The following is an 18,003-nucleotide window of genomic DNA, read 5'->3' on the forward strand; positions in this document are numbered from 1 at the left end:
TTTATGCTGTTCTCTTATGCTGGGAACAGCTGGGATAGCCCAGAACCAGCCTTCAAAAAGTAATCCGCCGACTTCATACACTACAGCGGCTAACAAAGCATTGTACAGTTATCTGGATTTTAAGGACCAGACCGACCAGAAAAATGTCAATAAAGGCCTCATTGCGGCTTATCCGCAGGACACAATCGGTAAATCGTATAATTTTAAGCAGTTTGATTTCCTTAAAGGCAACGCGCCTGAAAGCGTGAATCCGAGTTTATGGAGACAGAGCGGGTTTAACGCTACAGCAGGACTGTTTAAAGTCAGCGATGGAATTTATCAGATCAGGGGATTTGATCTGGCAAATATGTCACTGATCAGGGGAAAAACAGGCTGGATTATTGTAGATCCGCTGACAGTGAAAGAAACGGTGCAGGCAGGTATGCGACTGGTTAAAAAATATCTGGAAGACCTTCCTGTTTCTGCCGTGATTGTTACCCACAGTCATATGGATCATTTCGGAGGAATGCGCGGTGTGGTTAATGAAGATGATGTAAAATCAGGCAGAATAAAAATATATGCGCCTGAAGGTTTTCTGGAACACTCAGTAAGCGAAAACCTGATAGCAGGAAATGCCATGACCAGAAGGGCCATGTACATGTACGGTAATTTAATTCCGAAAAGTGCGACAGGTTCATTAGGTTCTGGGCTGGGAACCACCACTGCAGGGGGAACTGCCGGAATCCTGGATGGGACAGATATTATTTCCTCAAAAGAAGGGGAAACCAAAATAATTGACGGAGTTAAATTTGAATTTGTGTACACTCCCGAATCTGAAGCGCCTGCTGAAATGATGTTTTACCTGCCGGATTTTAAGGCTTTCATGCAGGCGGAAGTGGTAAATCATACCCTGCATAATCTGTATACCCTTAGAGGTGCTCAGGTGAGAAACGGGCAGAAATGGAGTATGTATATTGATAAGGCCATTGATAAATGGGGAAAAGATGCGCAGCTTTCTTTTGGGTCACACCACTGGCCAACTTGGGGGAATGCTGAAGTTGTGGATTTTCTGGAAAATCAGAGGGATCTGTTCAGATTCATACACGATCAGACCGTTAGAATGGCTAATGAAGGGATGAATCCTGTGGAAATTGCAAATACTTTAAAACTGCCTAAACAGCTGGATACCCAGTTTTCCAACAGAGGATATTATGGAACCGTAAGCCACAATGCAAGAGCACAGTACCAGCTTTATTTTGGTTTTTTTGATGGTAATCCCGCTAATTTAAATCCGCTGCCTCCTGTAGAAGAAGGACAAAAATATGTAGAGTTAATGGGCGGCAGCGAGAATATCCTGAAAAAAGCCAAAGAGTCTTACGATAAGGGAGAATATCGCTGGGTGGCAGAACTGGTAAATCACGTGGTTTTTGCAGAACCTAAAAACCAAAAAGCGAGAGATCTGCTGGCAGACGCTTACGAGCAGATGGGGTATCAGGCTGAATCGGGTCCTTGGCGTAATTTTTATCTGACAGGGGCTCAGGAGCTTCGCTACGGTAAGAAAATTTATAAAAATTCTTCCGCATCCAACCCGGATATGATTAACGGAATGTCATCAGAATTATTCTTTAACTATCTGGCAATGCGATATAAAGGAACTGAGCAAAATACGGACAAGTTTAATTTTAACATGGAACTTACTGATACAAATGAAAAAGTTGGGCTGGTTGTAAGTAATGGTACAGTAAGTACAAGAGTTGGAAGTCCGATAAAAGATAAAGTTACTGCAACAATTACAGGACCTCGAAAAGCACTTATGGCGCTGACAGCTGACGGCCACGATGTAACTGTAGACCAATTGTTATCAAAGGGTGTACTTAAAATTACGGGTGATAAAGAAGCCTTTAAGAAGTTTATAGGCAACATTGAGAATTTTGATGTCTGGTTTAATCTTATCGAGCCTTAATCTTAGACATTAATAAGATATTAAGAATCAAAACAAAGCTGGGCTGATTAAAACCCAGCTTTTGTATATAGAAAAAAAATAATAAAATGATTATGTTTTAAATGACTGCAGTGTTTTTACACATTAGATATCTATAGTCGTTTAATTGAAATAATCAGACAGGCTTCATTAGAAATTTTAAAAATCAATGATTATGAAAAGTAAATTATTTATCGTTTTCTTATTATTATCCACATTTTCTTATTCGCAGGAACATTATTATGAAACCGCTAAAATTTATGTAAAAAAGGCCGATGGTAGCAGTACTGTAGAAAAACATGATGTAGCAGTAATGCTGAATGAGAGTATAAAGCAGTGTACAGTGAGAATTGATTACAAAGAACCGCAGATTTTTAAAATTGTAAGCGAAAAAAAAGATGTGCAGACAACAGTTAAGACTTATGAACTGGAGCATGCGGACGGCAGAAAAATAACTTTAGCTATTAAGAAAAAAAGAATCACCGTCACGGCACATACTACAGGAAAGAAGTTTGAAACTGATATAACCTATCAAAAATCAGAAAAAGGATAATAATCTTTATCGGAATCTGACAGAATAATTTTTAGAAAGCCAAATCATATATGTAACGAATATTAATCCTTTAAATTCTAAGCCATGACTGCGACAAAAATTAAATTACCAATCATTTTACTGTTATTAATCGGACTTTTTTACAGCTGTTCGCCTTCTTTAAAGGTTACAACAGATTATGACCGTACAACTAACTTTGGAGAATTAAGAAATTATACTATTTATGACTTAAAAGCTGAGGAAGGGCAGGTGAGCCAGCTCAATGTTGACAGGGTGACCAATGCAATCCGCACGGAGATGAATGCGAGAGGTTTTATTGAGACCGCTAAAAATCCTGATGTAAAAGTAAATGCAGTTTCAGTTCTTAAAAATAAGACAGAAGTTGTAGCCAATACAACTGGTTCTGCTTATGTGTACGGAGGGAGATACCGCCCGTACAGATACTGGGGAGGAACGGCCATGGTGTCCGGATCTGCTAATACCACTTATGATACTTATGAGTATGTTGACGGATCTCTTATTATTGATATTGTTTCGGCAAAAACTGATAAACTCATCTGGCAGGGAATTGGTAATACGCAGATAAGCAGCAAACCGGGAAATCCGGACGAACTTGTTGCTGCTGCGATCAAAAAAATGCTGGCAGATTTTCCTCCCGGAGAAGGAAAAAAGAAATAATTTAACAAAAGGCTGTTCTGTTTGAACAGCCTTTTATTTTTTGCTTAACAAATTAGATAATATATTTATATTTGTTAATCCTTAGACTTTTTCTGCAGAAAAAGCAATTATTTTCTTTCTAACAGCGGCATCCAAATAGATAAGAAGAGAACTAAGGTCATTTTCGAATTACTATATTTAATATCAAAAAAATACAATAAACGGAAAGATAAAAAAATCCTATATCCTTAACAGGACTTCGAACCATCGTTCAACTCTGATTAAATCTCAGATAAAGCCACTTTTAGACTGTTTATTTTAAACAAACTAAGGATTCCTTGTGAAAAAATCGAACCGTAAAATGATAAGTGGTGAAGGCTTGAAAAATCTACATATTTGTGAATAAAAAAGGAGACAACTATTTACTAGTTGTCTCCTTAAGTGAGGTTACTGAACAATTTACAAACCATTTTATGAATGATTTAAAGAAATTGGCTTACTTTTAAATGAATTTGTAAGATAATTATTTTAAATTTTAATTCCAGAGCGGTTTGTATGTATCGTAGGGGTTAAATGCCAAAAATGTTAAAATTTAGGGCAGTAATTCAGATATCACAATAAAAGAAAGAATGATGAAAAAGATGCTAATAGCAAACGTGGACTTATGGGTAGAGTATATTGGTATGCTGTGATTCCGTTTAATGGTTTATATTTGAAGGTATGTTTAAAAAGCTGACTTAAGCATTCAGAAAACAGCTATTGAACTTGTATAAATAAAAAAGCACCTGTCTGGACAGGTGCTTATATAAACTAATGCTATAGTATATTATGCTATCACTACGTTTACTGCGTTTGGACCTTTGCGGCCTTCCTGAATATCATATCGAACTGAATCGTTTTCACGAATATTTTCTGATAGACCTGAAACATGAACAAAAACTTCGTTTCCTCCATTATTTGGAGTAATAAATCCGAAACCTTTTTCTTCATTGAAAAATTTTACTGTACCTTCTTGCATTTTAAATATTTAATTTGGCCAAATGTAGTGCATTAAATGATAAGGAGTTAAAAAAGAGTTTTTAATTATGTTTATATTAACTTTATTGAGAATTTGCATGATACCGCAGCCGCTGTTTTTTTGTATTATTATACAGGCTTCAACCAAATTATGCATTGCAGATCCAATCTAAGGTGTCAGACATGTTAAATAAGTCAAGAAGGTATACAGCTAACCCGAACCCAATAACAGAACATTATTATCAAAAATGGAAATTGATCAAATACTCGACAAAATACATCCGCTTTCACCTGCTTCAAAACTGATCCTCAAGAAAAATATTCTGGAAGTAAGCCTACCCAATCATACCCTTATAATACAGGCTGACAAGGTTGAGAAAAATATCTATTTTATCAAAAAGGGCATTGCACGGACTTTTTCCAATGACGGGGAGAGCGAAATTACATTTTCCTTTGGAAAAGAAGGCGATACAATAGCGTCGCTGAAAAGCTATATTTGCAGTGAGAAAGGATATGAAAATATAGAACTGCTGGAAAACAGCGTGCTTTATGAACTAAATACTGAAGCCCTTCAGAATCTTTTCAATGAAAATATTGAAATTGCCAACTGGGGCAGAAAGTTTGCAGAAAATGAACTGCTCAAAGCAGAAGAAAGACTTATTTCCCGACAGCTGGGAACTGCAGCCGACCGCTACATGCAGCTTTTAAAAAATTATCCCGACCTTATACAAAGGGTCCAGCTTGGGCATATCGCTTCCTATTTAGGCATAACACAGGTAAGCTTGAGCCGTATCAGAACAAATATAAAATAGGGTTCATTTTTTATCATTTGTATAATTTTTCCTTGGGACATATTCAGAACTTTGCCTAAAATCTTTAAAAAATGAATATAACCATTAGAAAAGCTGCAGAAAAAGACAGTGAACAAATTTGGAGCTTAATGAAAGAACTTGCTGTTTTTGAAAAATACATTAACAGTTTTGCCATCACAGCTGAAATAGTAAAAGAGAGCGGTTTTAGAAAAGATCCCCCGGATTTCTATTGTATTGTTGCCCAATGCGATGAGAAGATTGCAGGAATTCTGGTATATTATTTCCTGCCTTTTACGGCGCAGAACCGTCCGGCAATTTATATGAAAGAACTGTATGTTGCCGAGGATTTCCGAGGCCAGAGGATAGGTGAGAAATTAATGGACGAACTCAAAGAAGAAGCAATAAAGAAGAACTGCGGACAGATAAAATGGACCGTTGCACCTTGGAATGAGGGAGGCAGGAATTTTTATGAAAGACTGGGAGCCATAGAAAACCAGGAATGGCTTAATTATGAGTGGAATTTAAAAACTAACGGCGAAAACAGTTCTAAGATGAAACCCATAACCATTATAAAAGTTACTATTGCTGATCTGTATGAACTGCAGAGAATCGGCCGTGAGACTTTTCAGGAAACATTTGCAGATTCGAACTCCGAGGAAAACATGAAATCTTATCTTGAAGAAGGTTTCTCAATAAAAAAATTAACTGCAGAGCTTCAAAATGAAAATTCCGAGTTTTATTTTGCCAGGATTGATAATGAAGTTGTAGGCTATCTCAAAATCAATTTTGGAGAATCACAAACCGAATTGAAGGACAGTACATCTCTTGAAATTGAAAGGATTTATGTTTCAAAGGAATTTCACGGGAAAAGTGTCGGGCAGCTGCTTTATGATAAAGCAATCGAAGCTGCCAGACAAAAGGGATCTGAATATGTCTGGCTGGGAGTCTGGGAAGAGAATTTAAGGGCAATCCGGTTTTATGAAAAAAATGGTTTTGCAGCCTTCGACGCACACATATTTAAATTGGGAGATGATCAGCAGACTGACATAATGATGAAATTGAAATTGGATTAATTCACGAATTCTTTATAAAGCCTATAGCTAAACTTTGTAGTAATACTATTGGTCTGCCTGCGCACTATTTTAAAGCTGGCTTATTGATAAGGCGTTTCTATTTTTTCGGAAATTTTTCTTACATTGTATGTTGTCTATTTAGTATCAAAAAATTACGACAAGCCAAAAGAGAAAAAAATCCTATATCCTTAACGGGACTTCGAACCATCGTTCAGCTATGATTAAATCTCAAATAAAGTCACTTTTAGACTGTTTATTTCGACAGACTAAGGATTTCGCGTGAAAAAATCGAACCGTAAAATGATAAGCCGTAAAGGCTTGAAAAATCTACATATTTGTGTATAAAAAAAGAGACAACTATTACATAGTTGTCTCTTTAAGTGACCTCGACTGGATTCAAACCAGTAACCTCTTGAGCCGTAATCAAGTGCGCTATTCAGTTGCGCCACGAGGCCTTTTTGTTATCAATTAGCTAATTTTTCGTAGCTTTGTTGATTGCTTATTGCGGGTGCAAAGATAGGAAGAAATGTGAGATATACAAGAGAAAAATAACATAAAATTAAAAAAAAATGCAGTTAGAAAATTATATACGTGATATTCAGGGTTTTCCAAAAGAAGGAATTTTGTTTAAAGATATAACTCCGCTACTAAATGACCCAATTGCGACAAAAGAATGCCTTAATATTCTAATCGAATCTCTTGACGGACAAAAAATAGACAAGGTAGTAGGAGCAGAAAGTCGTGGTTTTTTCTTCGGGATATTATTAGCGCAGGAATTAAATGCAGGTTTTGTTCCGGTTAGAAAACCAAAAAAGCTTCCTTACGAAATCATTTCAGCTTCATATGATTTAGAATACGGCACAGACAGCTTAGAAATGCATACAGATGCAATAAAAAAAGGAGACAGGGTTTTGATCCACGACGACGTTTTGGCAACAGGAGGAACCGCTAAAGCAGTTTGTGAATTAGTAGAGAAATTAGGTGGCGAAATTGTACAATGCAACTTTCTAATGGAACTAACTTTCCTGAACGGAAGGCAAAAGATTAAAGAGCATCCAATTTTTGCAGCTTTAACATACTAAAAACAGCATTATAAGCATTATATTAGTGAAATAAAATTGTTCTGGTAAATTTATACCAGGACAATTTTATTTTTAATAGCATATAAAACTAAGCCTATTCTGGTTTTAATTTCAAGTTTGTCGAATAAACATTCCCTGTAACCGTCAATTGTTTTGGGACTCAGACACATTTCTGAAGCGATTTCCTTGTATGTTTTTTCAGTACAGGCGTGTTTTATAAAAATGATTTCTTTGTCTTTTAGGTTTATTTTTGCGGTGTCATTGTTGGCTTTTTTCACTAACATGCCAGACACTAATTCAGTAAAATAAAACCCTTTTTCGATCACAGATATAATGCAGTCCTTAAATATTTCCGGCGATGTATCTTTAAGCAAATAGCCTTTGGCACCATTGGTGAGCATTTTTATAATAATTTCTTCATCATCGTTTACAGATAACGCAATAACTTTAAGTTCAGGTCTGTTTTCCTTAATCCATTTCATGGTACTAACGCCATCGAGAACCGGCATATTTACATCTAGTAAAATTAAATCAACATCTGAGTTGGTGTTTTCCTGTAAATACGAAATAAATACTTTCCCGTTTTCAAAGCGGTTGATGACTTCAAAATCTTTAAAACTATTGATCAAAAGCTCCAGTGATTGCGAAAAAAGCAAATGATCGTCTACAATAATAATTTTGTTTTTAGGTTTCATTGGGTTTCGTTAAGGGATATTCTAAAGTTACAGTTGTTCCTGATGCGTCTGATTTCATGATTAATAGTGCGCCAATTAATTTGGCTCTTAACTTCATGTTGGTTAATCCTAATCCGGGATTTATCCTGAGCGGATCATATCCAATCCCGAAATCTTTCATTTCCAGATAAAAAACATCCTTTGTTGTGTTAATATTTACTTCAAATAAATCACTGTGAGAATGTTTTAGGCTATTGTGCATTGCTTCTTGAAAAATGCGGTAAATAAACAAATCATGCTCTTCGTTTATATTGGGTACACCGCCTGTAAAGTTATAATTATATGGAATATTTTTCAACTTTTTTATGCGCTCCAAATCTTGTTTTATTGCTTCTATAAAATTGGTTTGCAATAAGTTGTCTTTGTTTATTATTCTGGATAAAATCCGTATTTCGTCCAGGGATTTGGCAAGGACTGCCTTAAGGTCAGACAGTTCAGGACCATAAACAGGTTTACCGCTATCGATATACATATTGAGCTGCAAAATGCCAACAGATACAATTTGACCAATATTATCATGAAGTTCTTTACTGATTTCGCTTAAAGTCTGATCCTTAATTTCGATTCTAGTTTTTATTAATTCCGATTGAAAATACAATTCCGATTCCATTTTTTCGACCAGATACGTATTCTTTTTCTTTAAGAAATAAAAGAATATGACAAGCAGAATCACCAGTAAAGTAAAAAAAACGATACCTAACGAAATTACTAGTAATTGTATTTCTTTTCGCTCCATAAAAATCCAATAATAAAACAACCGTGCATTAGAAAATTTAATATAAATAACACTAAACTAAACACTGATTCATCTTGTTTGATCAAAAACCATTTTATAGCCAGCATAAACGGCAGAACTGGCACATGAAAGACCAGAATGCCTAATATGTACCAAAAAAATACAGATTTTTTAAAATTTAAAATTTTATCAGAATTAAAAATTTCTATCAAATATAAACAAGATAATATCATAACTATCAGAACACCAATAGCAAAACTGTAAATAAAGGAATGGTTTATATCTTCTTTACAGTATAAAATATTGAGAAGAAATGAAAATACAAACAAAACCAAACATAAAGCCGCCGTTCCTTTATAATTAATTTTTATTAATAAACTCCTGAGAAGCAGAATATAAGAACAAAAAGTAACGAACATGTAAATGTTGAAAACATAATAATTTAATACTCCTGTCCATTCTGTAAAATGGTAGCCAACTATTTCGGTCAGAGCTGAAAACCAAATTAAAACTACTAAAAATTTAGCCCTTTTGCCCGGGAGCTTATGCAGCGATATCAGTCCGGTAATACCCGATAATAAAGCGAGATAAACAATATAAAATCTTAAAATTTCAAACATAGTTTTTTAATATAATAAAGCTGGTGGTCTTCCAATACTGCCATAATTCATAGGTTCTATAGTCGATATGTCTGCATTCTCCTCTTCACGAACCAATGCAAAAGTTTGTACATCATTAGAACTTATAGTATTGATTCTGATCTTTTTGCCTGTTGCTGTCAAAAATAACGTCATCAAACCAGCTTTTTCAGCATATTTTTTTTCTTCAGGATACACTCCAAAATAAAAACGGATTCCGTTTACATTATAACCGGTTTTTTCGCCCTGAGTTTTGATATAATGTATGTAGTTTTCGAGCTCTTCTAATGAAAACCAAATGGCATTTGCATCTTCTTTCTTGATGTATTTCGCAATAATACTGGCTCTGTACTTCATAAAATTTAAGTGTAATTCTTTACCAAATTTTTTAGTAATTAATTGAGTCGGTCTTCCTGGTTCTTTTTTCATAATCTTAAAAATTAAATCATTCAATGGTTAATTGGTTAATTTGTTGTTTTATAGTGTTTTAAATAAAACTTACATGCAAAATTATTTTAAACTTATAAAGTTTGCAAGGGGAAATATACCCTTTTTTTATAGGGTTAATTTATTTAAAAAATAGGGTTAAAGTGCTGTTTTGTAGTAATTTATAAAAAATCAACTTTACATCGTTCATTTTCGTGCACAAAATGGACAGGCGAAATCTGAAAAGCCTGTTAAAAGAGTAAGAGCTAATTGTAATACTAAAAATTATGAGTTTATATCATGAAGTTTTTCAAGGAGAATCATTCAGCGAAGACAATTATTTTGAAGCTGTACGATATGTTTTAGGTCCTGAATATTCAAATCTAAATGAAAACGAATTAGAGGATGTGTTGTTGTCAAGAGTAGATCAAATGTCTGAAAGTGAAGCCGAAGGATTCTGGTCCAGTTTAGGAAATGTTGCCAGCAGTATTGGTTCCGGAGTTTTGCGAGGAGTTTCGGCAGTTGCTCCTATAGCAGGAACAGCGATTGGTACTTATTTTGGAGCTCCGCAAATTGGCGGTGCCGTGGGAGGATTAGTGAGCAATCTGGCCGGATCTGCCAGTACGGCATTAGATAATAATCGCCAGCAGCAAAGACCTGTACAGCCACAACGCAGACCTGCTTATAATAACAGACCGCGACAAAATCCGTCGCCAATTGGGCAGGCATGGAACAATACAACCAGATATCTGGCAGATGCCGGCAGAGCTGCTATTCCGGCTATTCAGCAATATGTACAAAACAATCCCGTACAATTGCGTCCGCAGGCAGCCCAGGATATTGGCAGGGTTCAGGGACTTTATAACCAGCTTGGAGGTGTAATCAACAATCCGCAATTTCAAGCCGGACAAGCACAGCAAAGTTTAGGAACCGCAAGTCCAAATGCACCTATCGAAAGCCATTCATTTGCAGAATTAATCGAAAATGTAAATTACCTCACAGAAAATATTCTATATGAATATTATAACGGAGGATTAATTCCTGCCGAAGATTACTACATCGATCAATACGGTCAGTTTGTGGGCACAAATACCCCAAACCGTATCAACCGACTTGAAAATTCTATTGCCAGTTTATAAAACACTTAAAAGTTATACCAATGGATGCTTATATAGAATATTTGAAAGAACATAATCCTGAAATGGCTAAATATTTTGAATTGATGCAGCCTATGATGGAGAAAAAAGAACCGGAAGAGGAAAAAGAAACTCCTAAAATTGATTTGGAACTCGAAGAAAGAGTCAGAAAACTAAAGAAAATCAATCAGAAACTTTTTACCATTATCGAAGGATTAAAATTTCAATTAGAATTTGAATTGAATCAAAATGATGACTTAGCAAAAGCTATTGGCGCTTGTACAGAATGTTTTGGCGAAAATATAGATTGCCCGGAATGTTTTGGAACAGGAAAACCAGGCAATAGTATTCCGGATTTTATTCTTTTTAATAAATATATCCAACCTGCAATCCAGAAATATAACAAACATTATTTCAATAAAAATTAACCTTTAAAATTTAAAATTATGAGTTATTTCGAAAGTTATTTAGATGAAGATTTATTAAATGAAGACTATTATAATGAAGATTTGCTAAGCGAAGATTTATTAGAAAGCTACGATGAAAGTTATGATGAAGCTGCAAAACGCAGAAGACCTTCAGCAAGAACGATCAGGCCAAATGTAAGTTCTGCAGTCAAGCAAAGATCAAACTTTGGTAAAGCCCTGAGCGGTAGAGCGAATGATTATGCCACTAAAAGTGAGTTGAAAAAATCTTTGGATTCAATTTCAAATCAGGTTAATGAACTTAAAAAGACCTCACTTGCTACCAATAAAGCCTTGGTTTCATTAGATCAAAAACATACAGAGTTTGCAAAAATCGATGCCAGAAAAGGCGAAAACCAAACCAAGGTTTTAAAAAATATGCAAATGATGAGCATGATGGGATCACTTTTGAATCAGCCAAAATTAAAACCTGAAAACCTCGAGATTGTGGCTGATACAAAAGATAAAGACGGGAATGTATTAACTACAAAAATCGTCGAAAAAACAAACACAAGTGCTATTTATGTAGATCAAACCCTGTCGCTATTGTTGCCTATGATGACCACAATGGGAGATTCAGGTTCCGGAAAATCAGATAATAATATGATGTTGCCATTAGTCTTAATTATGTCTCAACAAAATAAAGACACTACAAACAATAACAGCATGTTACCGCTTGCAATGGTCATGATGATGAACAAGTAATATTAAAAAAGGGCAGTTAATACCCAATTGCCCTTTTATTTCTATGAACCTTAAAATATGAAAAGATGAATCCATTTAATTTATTAATCAATTATGTAATAGCAAACAGCAGGGCGAGTTATTATAATGTACCGGGCAATCAGGAAGTCACAAATATGGCGCTTTTGACAGGTATGATTTCAGAAAATCCTTTACTGAGTTATTTAATTATTGATAACAAAGCAAAATCAGAAGGGGAGAATGTCAGCAGTTCATTAACGGTAGTAACTCCTCCTGTAACTCACAGTATACCTGAATTACCAGCGTCAACATCAGGTACTTCGCAAACTACGCCTAAAGATCCTGAAAAAGAAACTACTGTGCCCGGAGAAGAAGCTGTTACTGTAAAAACGCTGGAGACTTTTAAAGATGAAATAACAACCAGTAATAAAGAATTAAAAAATAAAATACTAGAAGAACTGTCAGGTCTAAAGGAAAAACTGGAATCTTTTGATAAAGAAAAAGTTGCAATAAGTGACTCTATTGCAACAATCGAAAAAAGACTGGATGAAATCGTAAAAGCCACACCAAATCATGGATCCCAGGCTTAAAATTATCTTATATGGTAATCCGGACGAGGAGTTGTCGTTGCTTATGCGTTTAGAGAAAGAAAAAGATTATCCTGAAAATTGCAAGATCATTACCGAATTCGGAAAAATTGTAAGCATCACTACAAAGCGGCGTTATTTGCTCTCGATTTACAACAGCAAAAAAGTAAAAAGCCTAAAAGCTCCCACTGTTGTTCCTGCCAATGAAATTATAGAAGAATTTCCTGAAAATCAGATTCTCGATAAAAATAATGTTTCCGGCGATCCTGTTTCGAATGTTATGTTTGGAATTATTGATTTTGGTTTCGATTTTACACATCCTGATTTTATTGTGAACGGTAAAACCCGTTTCGAAAAAATCTGGGTACAATCAGATCGATATGATGGCAATGCATACGGCTACGGAAGAATTATTACCAAAGAGCAGATTAATGACGCTTTGCAAGATGAATTTCCGTTTAAAAAACTGGGTTATCATCCCGGTAAAACAGATTTATTTGGTAACGGAACACATGGTACACACGTACTTGGTATTGCCTGTGGTAACGGCGCCGTTGCAACAAAAAGTTTTGCACCAAACGTTCCTATTACCGCAGTAGACCTGGGATTAAACAATATCAACGGATCTAATTTATCCTTGGGCGATTCTGTAAAAACATCTCACGGATTGCATTTTTGTACCGTTACGGCAAATAAAATGCCGCTTGTAATTAATATGAGTTTAGGAGGTCATGGCGATGCACATACCGGAGAAACTTTGCTGGAGCAAATCATAGATTATATTTTGACCACCAGAAAAGGAACAGCGATTGTTCAGAGTACAGGAAATTATCATCAGGCAAATGTGCATACTTACAGCGATATAAAAGCAAACCAGAAAGTGAAAATCCCGTGGATGTTTAAGAAAAATGACCGTACGCCAAACGAAATGGAAATTTGGTATCACGGCGACGATATATTAAGTGTCAATATTTATGATGATAATCAGAATTTACTGCTTTCTTCGACGCCTTTTAAAGATGAATTAATCATAAAAGATGATGACGAAGTGGGAATTTGCCTTCACAGATGCAACGAGCCAAATACCAATAAAAATCAAATTAATATTCTGATTAATGGTAAATTAAATTCAAAATTCTGGACGATAGAACTGGTTGGCAGAACAGTAAAAAACGGACGATATCATTGCTATATTGAGCGTGACGATGGCGGACAATCTATTTTTTTGCCTGCAATTGCCAACAAAACGCACACAACCAATTCTATTTGTAATTCGAAATACAGTATCGTTGTAGGCGCATACAATCAGACCGATGAGACAAAACCTATTTTGTCTTTTAGCAGTTCCGGACCTACGGCTGACGGAAGGATGAAACCGGAACTTGTTGCGCCTGGTTTTAAGATAAAATCATCGTGTTCGTCTTCAAGTCGCGAAAACAGGGCGTCAAATAAACTTACTTCTAAAAGTGGGAGCAGTATGGCAGCGCCTTATGTTGCTTCTCTGGTAATGAAAATTCTCGAAAAAGAACCTGAACTGGATATTATTGCCATCAGAAAAAAGCTTTTTGCGGCCTGTGATACTGCTTTTTTCAAAGAAAATAATTTCGAAGTTTTCAGATCCGGACACGGTTATATCAATCCTAATAAAATAATATAAATCAGGAATAAAATGGAAAATTTAGTTTCGAATATCCCAGTTATACAAAATAGAAATCCTGTAAACCCACGCAGGATATTAAATAATAGTGTTGGGTTAAATGCTGTTAATAATCCTGCAGATGTTTTGCAAATTCAAAATTATCTCAACGCATTAGGATATCCTGTTCAGACAAATGGCAGTATTGCAAACAGCCAAACGGATAATACGATTATTTCTATCTTAAATTTTCAGGCAAATAACGGAGTTCAGGTTACTGGAATTATTAATCCAAATGACCAAACCTATAATACGTTGAAACAATTAAACGGTGCTAGTGTTTCCTTGTCAGAAGAATTTGATGAATCCCTGCATCAGCCTTTTATTACCAATTCGTTTATTTTTAGGCGAAATGCCGGAAATGCCAATACACTCAATGTTATTTTCGAAGGTGATTCGTGGCTGGATTATCCCGTGCCCAGAATTTTAGATTTGTATGATACGATTACAGATCACAATCAAAGGCTTAACCTGAATTGTCTGCACTTGGCCAAATTTGGAGAAACAACTTCACAGATGTATGCTGATAAAGCAAATTTTGTACAATATATAAGTGGTTATCGTATTGATAGAATTTATTTTAGCGGAGGCGGAAATGATGTTTTTCCTCAACTGGGCAGAATATTAAATCCAGGAGTTACTTTATTTGATGCTTCTTTTTTTACGGATGCAGCAAAACTGAATGAATTAAAAAGCATGTCTTCCGGCGATTCCTTATATCAAAAATGCATTCAGTATAAAAGGTATTTAAATACAACGGCGTTTGATGCAGCTCTTTTTAATACCGTTAATCTCAACGGGATTTTTACTGTTATAATGCGAAATTATCTGGGTTTTGGCAGTATAATAAATGCTCATTCAACACCTAATACGATATTTTACATGCATACTTATGATTATCCGTTGTTTAAACTGGGAGTCAGACCGTCGATTGTAGGTGTAGATTTGCCTTTAGGGCCGTGGATAAAACCTGTTCTTGACCGATTGGGAATTACAGATGAGATTTTGAAAGCCTATATCATTATACGTTTGCTGGACAAGTTTTATGCGCTTTTATTGCAAATTAAAAATCATTTTAATTATTATGGATATCGCTTTCAAAGCAGAATAATTGATTACCGCGGGCTTTTAAATTCTTCTGAATACTGGAGAGATGAGATTCATCCTAATTCTGGCGGAGCGCGAAGATTGTCGACGCGAGTTAATTTTTAAAACAAAAAACCCGACTTTGTAAAGTCGGGTTTTTTATATAATGAGAAACAAGATTTATCTTAAACTTGCTCCAAGCTCCGTCTCAAATGTTTGTTGCAATTTAGACATGATTTTATCGATTTGAGCATCTGTAAGTGTTTTTGTATTGTCCTGAATCGTGAAACTCAACGCATAAGACTTTTTACCTTCCGGAAGTTTTTCGCCTTCATAAACATCAAATAAATTAACGTCTTTTAAAAGCGCTTTTTCAGATTGTTTTGCCAGGTTATAAATACTCTCATAAGTGGTGTTCTTATCGATCAATAACGCTAAATCCCTGCGAACTTCCGGATATTTAGGAATTTCAGAATATTTAATTTTTCCGGTAATGATTTTTAAAATCAAATCCCAGTTAAAATCAGCGAAATAAACATCTTGTTTAATTCCAAAATGTTTTAGTATTGGTTTTTTAATCACACCCATTTCTACCAATGTATCATTGTTGTAGCAAATAGCCGTTCCTTCAGAGAAAATATCCGTCTGAACCGGCGCATTCGAAATTTTTTCAATTCCTAAACGGGCTAAAATTCCTTTTACATATCCTTTAAGTAAAAAGAAATCAGTAGTTTTTTGAGGGTTTGTCCAGCTTTCCTTATTTCTGTTTCCAGAAATCAATAAAGTAAGATGTTTGTGTTCCTCATAACCGTTCAGGTATTTATGGTACGATTTTCCGAATTCGAATAATTTTAAATCAGCATTTTTTCTGTTAATATTATAAGAGATCGCCTCTAAACCTGAAAACAATAACGATTGACGCATCGTAGATAAATCACTACTAAGCGGATTCAGCATTGTAACATTGTGTTCTTCTTTTAAAACGCTCGATAACTTAGCATAAGAAGCCGTTGTTAAAGAGTTTGCCATCATTTCATGAAATCCCTGAGAATTTAATTGAGACGCAATAACGTTTTGTACTTTATAATCTTCTGTTCTTGGCGAATTAGAAACAGTTGCATTGAATTTTTTAGAGAAATTAATGTTGTTATAACCGTAAACTCTCAAAATCTCTTCGATTACATCAATTTCACGCTGCACATCTACGCGATACGCCGGAATTGTTAATCCTAAACCAGAATCAGAAACACTGTTTACTTTAATATCTAAAGAAACAAGGATTTTTTTGATGGTATCTTTTGGAATTTCCTGTCCGATGATTTTCGATACATGGCTGAAATTCAACAAAACCGAAAAATCTTCTACTTTTTTAGGATATACTTCCACAACATCAGAAGTTATTTTTCCGCCTGCAACTTCCTGAATTAAAAGTGCCGCACGTTTCAATGCATATTCTGTAATAGTTGGATCAATACCTCTTTCAAATCTAAAAGAAGCATCTGTATTTAATTGGTGTCTTTTAGCTGTTTTACGAATACTAACAGCATCAAAATAAGCACTTTCTAAGAATATAGTAGTGGTACCATCTGATACGCCTGATTTTTTTCCTCCAAAAACACCTGCAATACAAAGCGGGCCTTTTTCGTCGCAAATCATTAAATCTTCTTTATGTAATGTTCTTTCAACATCATCTAAAGTCACAAATTTTGTACCTTCAGGAAGTGTTTTTACGATTACTTTTCCGTTAATTTTTGCAGCATCAAATGCGTGAAGCGGCTGTCCTAATTCATGCAAAACATAATTAGTAACATCGACAATATTATTTTTTGGAGTTAATCCAATAGCTTTTAAACGATCTTGTAACCATGCAGGAGATTCCTGAACCGAAATTCCTGAAATTGTTACACCACAATATCTTGGAGCTAAAAGAGGTTCCTCGACATTTACATCAATTTTCAAAGTACGCATGTCAACTCTAAAGTTACTCACAGATGGCGTAATTAATTCTACGTTTACACCGCGTTGCAGCATTCCGGCTCTCAAATCACGCGCTGTTCCGTAATGGCTCATGGCATCAGCACGATTTGGCGTTAATCCAATTTCGAAAACTTCGTCATTAGCAATCTGAAAAACTTCTGCAGCCGGTGTTCCCGGAATTAGCGCTTCATCCAGAATCATGATTCCGTCATGTCCTGTACCCAAACCTAATTCATCTTCGGCACAAATCATTCCGTGGCTTTCCTGTCCGCGTATTTTTCCTTTTTTAATGGTAAATTCACCACCATCTTTATCATATAAAATAGTTCCTATAGTAGCTACAGGTACTTTTTGTCCTGCGGCAACATTAGCGGCGCCACAAACAATTTGTATAGGAGCTTCTAAACCAATATTTACCGTTGTAATGTTTAATCTGTCAGCATCAGGGTGCTTTTCGCAAGTAAGTACGTGTCCTACAACAACTCCTTCTAAACCGCCTTTAACTGATTGGTATTTTTCGACAACTTCAACTTCCAGACCCAGATCTGTTAGTAATTCTGAAGTTTGTTCAGATGTCCAGTCTGTTTTAATGAATTGTTTTAACCAGTTGTAAGATATTTTCATGTTAACTTTTTTATTCTTGAATAAGGATACAAATATAAGG

The 18,003-nt window shown here is 35.3% G+C and carries 18 protein-coding genes, 1 tRNA gene and 1 pseudogene; 13 read left to right on the plus strand and 7 right to left on the minus strand.

Translation table 11 applies throughout. The features are described from left to right. Window positions 1-16 precede the first annotated feature (16 nt). The 3 genes from BXU01_RS18520 (at window position 17) to BXU01_RS18530 (ending at window position 3,191) form a co-directional block, all read left to right on the plus strand. Window positions 17-1,942 (plus strand): alkyl/aryl-sulfatase, encoded by a 1,926-nt coding sequence (locus BXU01_RS18520; protein ID WP_083694647.1) that lies wholly within the window; start codon window positions 17-19, stop codon window positions 1,940-1,942. A 193-nt stretch (window positions 1,943-2,135) separates the two neighbouring features. After that, window positions 2,136-2,513, plus strand: a complete 378-nt coding sequence (locus tag BXU01_RS18525; RefSeq protein ID WP_083694650.1) for a hypothetical protein — start codon at window positions 2,136-2,138, stop codon at window positions 2,511-2,513. Window positions 2,514-2,597: 84 nt separating this feature from the next. Then, on the plus strand, window positions 2,598-3,191 hold the full coding sequence (locus tag BXU01_RS18530; protein WP_083694652.1) for a DUF4136 domain-containing protein: 594 nt from the start codon (window positions 2,598-2,600) through the stop codon (window positions 3,189-3,191). 805 nt (window positions 3,192-3,996) lie between these two features. On the opposite strand, the gene BXU01_RS18535 is transcribed toward BXU01_RS18530, so the two are convergent. Further along, on the minus strand, window positions 3,997-4,188 hold the full coding sequence (locus tag BXU01_RS18535) for a cold-shock protein (protein WP_083694655.1): 192 nt from the start codon (window positions 4,186-4,188) through the stop codon (window positions 3,997-3,999). A 247-nt stretch (window positions 4,189-4,435) separates the two neighbouring features. On the opposite strand from BXU01_RS18535, the gene BXU01_RS18540 reads away from it, so the two are divergent. The 3 genes and pseudogenes from BXU01_RS18540 (at window position 4,436) to BXU01_RS18550 (ending at window position 6,072) form a co-directional block, all read left to right on the plus strand. Beyond that, a complete protein-coding gene (locus BXU01_RS18540) occupies window positions 4,436-4,999 on the plus strand; it encodes a Crp/Fnr family transcriptional regulator (protein WP_083694657.1) in 564 nt (187 codons plus the stop codon). Between the two features lie 128 nt (window positions 5,000-5,127). Further along, window positions 5,128-5,469 (plus strand): annotated as a pseudogene (locus BXU01_RS18545) (N-acetyltransferase family protein); the annotation flags it as partial. An 81-nt stretch (window positions 5,470-5,550) separates the two neighbouring features. Further along, window positions 5,551-6,072 (plus strand): GNAT family N-acetyltransferase, encoded by a 522-nt coding sequence (locus BXU01_RS18550; RefSeq protein ID WP_083694897.1) that lies wholly within the window; start codon window positions 5,551-5,553, stop codon window positions 6,070-6,072. 381 nt (window positions 6,073-6,453) lie between these two features. Here BXU01_RS18550 and BXU01_RS18555 read toward each other — a convergent pair. Then, a tRNA-Arg gene (locus BXU01_RS18555) sits at window positions 6,454-6,527 on the minus strand. Window positions 6,528-6,641: 114 nt separating this feature from the next. On the opposite strand from BXU01_RS18555, the gene BXU01_RS18560 reads away from it, so the two are divergent. Continuing rightward, complete coding sequence (locus BXU01_RS18560; RefSeq protein ID WP_083694660.1) at window positions 6,642-7,154, plus strand: adenine phosphoribosyltransferase; 513 nt, start codon at window positions 6,642-6,644, stop codon at window positions 7,152-7,154. Between the two features lie 50 nt (window positions 7,155-7,204). Here BXU01_RS18560 and BXU01_RS18565 read toward each other — a convergent pair whose 3' ends face one another. Genes BXU01_RS18565 through BXU01_RS18580 form a run of 4 tightly spaced genes read right to left on the minus strand, consistent with a single transcriptional unit; the run spans window position 7,205 to window position 9,691 of the window. Further along, window positions 7,205-7,849 carry a response regulator transcription factor gene (locus tag BXU01_RS18565; protein ID WP_083694662.1) on the minus strand — a complete coding sequence of 215 codons (645 nt, stop codon included), beginning with the start codon at window positions 7,847-7,849 and terminating at the stop codon, window positions 7,205-7,207. Next, complete coding sequence (locus tag BXU01_RS18570; RefSeq protein ID WP_083694665.1) at window positions 7,839-8,624, minus strand: sensor histidine kinase; 786 nt, start codon at window positions 8,622-8,624, stop codon at window positions 7,839-7,841. The genes BXU01_RS18565 and BXU01_RS18570 overlap by 11 nt, the downstream gene beginning before the upstream one ends. Next, window positions 8,597-9,244 carry a hypothetical protein gene (locus BXU01_RS18575; protein ID WP_083694667.1) on the minus strand — a complete coding sequence of 216 codons (648 nt, stop codon included), beginning with the start codon at window positions 9,242-9,244 and terminating at the stop codon, window positions 8,597-8,599. The genes BXU01_RS18570 and BXU01_RS18575 overlap by 28 nt, the downstream gene beginning before the upstream one ends. A gap of 6 nt (window positions 9,245-9,250) precedes the next feature. Further along, window positions 9,251-9,691 carry a hypothetical protein gene (locus BXU01_RS18580; RefSeq protein ID WP_083694670.1) on the minus strand — a complete coding sequence of 147 codons (441 nt, stop codon included), beginning with the start codon at window positions 9,689-9,691 and terminating at the stop codon, window positions 9,251-9,253. Between the two features lie 284 nt (window positions 9,692-9,975). Here BXU01_RS18580 and BXU01_RS18585 point away from each other — a divergent pair, with 284 nt between their 5' ends. The 6 genes from BXU01_RS18585 to BXU01_RS18610 all read left to right on the plus strand — a co-directional run bounded on the left by BXU01_RS18585 (window position 9,976) and on the right by BXU01_RS18610 (window position 15,488). Continuing rightward, on the plus strand, window positions 9,976-10,827 hold the full coding sequence (locus tag BXU01_RS18585) for a hypothetical protein (protein WP_055092405.1): 852 nt from the start codon (window positions 9,976-9,978) through the stop codon (window positions 10,825-10,827). A 20-nt stretch (window positions 10,828-10,847) separates the two neighbouring features. Next, entirely contained in the window at window positions 10,848-11,252 is a 405-nt protein-coding gene (locus tag BXU01_RS18590) for a hypothetical protein (protein WP_083694673.1), read from the plus strand. Between the two features lie 18 nt (window positions 11,253-11,270). After that, complete coding sequence (locus BXU01_RS18595; RefSeq protein WP_083694675.1) at window positions 11,271-11,993, plus strand: hypothetical protein; 723 nt, start codon at window positions 11,271-11,273, stop codon at window positions 11,991-11,993. Window positions 11,994-12,058: 65 nt separating this feature from the next. Next, window positions 12,059-12,583, plus strand: a complete 525-nt coding sequence (locus tag BXU01_RS18600; protein WP_083694678.1) for a hypothetical protein — start codon at window positions 12,059-12,061, stop codon at window positions 12,581-12,583. Continuing rightward, window positions 12,567-14,237 (plus strand): S8 family serine peptidase, encoded by a 1,671-nt coding sequence (locus BXU01_RS18605; RefSeq protein WP_083694680.1) that lies wholly within the window; start codon window positions 12,567-12,569, stop codon window positions 14,235-14,237. Before BXU01_RS18600 ends, BXU01_RS18605 begins: the two co-directional genes overlap by 17 nt. Window positions 14,238-14,249: 12 nt before the next feature. After that, a complete protein-coding gene (locus BXU01_RS18610) occupies window positions 14,250-15,488 on the plus strand; it encodes a peptidoglycan-binding domain-containing protein (protein ID WP_083694682.1) in 1,239 nt (412 codons plus the stop codon). 54 nt (window positions 15,489-15,542) lie between these two features. On the opposite strand, the gene pheT is transcribed toward BXU01_RS18610, so the two are convergent. After that, window positions 15,543-17,963, minus strand: a complete 2,421-nt coding sequence (gene pheT, locus BXU01_RS18615; RefSeq protein WP_083694684.1) for a phenylalanine--tRNA ligase subunit beta — start codon at window positions 17,961-17,963, stop codon at window positions 15,543-15,545. Between the last annotated feature and the right edge of the window lie 40 nt (window positions 17,964-18,003).

This window comes from [Flexibacter] sp. ATCC 35103 (assembly GCF_001975985.1).
Lineage (GTDB): Bacteria > Bacteroidota > Bacteroidia > Flavobacteriales > Flavobacteriaceae > Flavobacterium.

What these genes read in the sequence shown, in the direction of transcription:
- BXU01_RS18525 (WP_083694650.1), top strand. Translation starts at nt 2,136, where the DNA reads ATGAAAAGTAAATTATTTATCGTTTTCTTATTATTATCCACATTTTCT.
- BXU01_RS18530 (WP_083694652.1), top strand. Translation starts at nt 2,598, where the DNA reads ATGACTGCGACAAAAATTAAATTACCAATCATTTTACTGTTATTAATC.
- BXU01_RS18520 (WP_083694647.1), top strand. Translation starts at nt 17, where the DNA reads ATGCTGGGAACAGCTGGGATAGCCCAGAACCAGCCTTCAAAAAGTAAT.
- BXU01_RS18540 (WP_083694657.1), top strand. Translation starts at nt 4,436, where the DNA reads ATGGAAATTGATCAAATACTCGACAAAATACATCCGCTTTCACCTGCT.
- pheT (WP_083694684.1), bottom strand. Translation starts at nt 17,963, where the DNA reads ATGAAAATATCTTACAACTGGTTAAAACAATTCATTAAAACAGACTGG.
- BXU01_RS18565 (WP_083694662.1), bottom strand. Translation starts at nt 7,849, where the DNA reads ATGAAACCTAAAAACAAAATTATTATTGTAGACGATCATTTGCTTTTT.
- BXU01_RS18535 (WP_083694655.1), bottom strand. Translation starts at nt 4,188, where the DNA reads ATGCAAGAAGGTACAGTAAAATTTTTCAATGAAGAAAAAGGTTTCGGA.
- BXU01_RS18600 (WP_083694678.1), top strand. Translation starts at nt 12,059, where the DNA reads ATGAATCCATTTAATTTATTAATCAATTATGTAATAGCAAACAGCAGG.
- BXU01_RS18585 (WP_055092405.1), top strand. Translation starts at nt 9,976, where the DNA reads ATGAGTTTATATCATGAAGTTTTTCAAGGAGAATCATTCAGCGAAGAC.
- BXU01_RS18580 (WP_083694670.1), bottom strand. Translation starts at nt 9,691, where the DNA reads ATGAAAAAAGAACCAGGAAGACCGACTCAATTAATTACTAAAAAATTT.
- BXU01_RS18590 (WP_083694673.1), top strand. Translation starts at nt 10,848, where the DNA reads ATGGATGCTTATATAGAATATTTGAAAGAACATAATCCTGAAATGGCT.
- BXU01_RS18605 (WP_083694680.1), top strand. Translation starts at nt 12,567, where the DNA reads ATGGATCCCAGGCTTAAAATTATCTTATATGGTAATCCGGACGAGGAG.
- BXU01_RS18550 (WP_083694897.1), top strand. Translation starts at nt 5,551, where the DNA reads ATGAAACCCATAACCATTATAAAAGTTACTATTGCTGATCTGTATGAA.
- BXU01_RS18595 (WP_083694675.1), top strand. Translation starts at nt 11,271, where the DNA reads ATGAGTTATTTCGAAAGTTATTTAGATGAAGATTTATTAAATGAAGAC.
- BXU01_RS18610 (WP_083694682.1), top strand. Translation starts at nt 14,250, where the DNA reads ATGGAAAATTTAGTTTCGAATATCCCAGTTATACAAAATAGAAATCCT.
- BXU01_RS18570 (WP_083694665.1), bottom strand. Translation starts at nt 8,624, where the DNA reads ATGGAGCGAAAAGAAATACAATTACTAGTAATTTCGTTAGGTATCGTT.
- BXU01_RS18575 (WP_083694667.1), bottom strand. Translation starts at nt 9,244, where the DNA reads ATGTTTGAAATTTTAAGATTTTATATTGTTTATCTCGCTTTATTATCG.
- BXU01_RS18560 (WP_083694660.1), top strand. Translation starts at nt 6,642, where the DNA reads ATGCAGTTAGAAAATTATATACGTGATATTCAGGGTTTTCCAAAAGAA.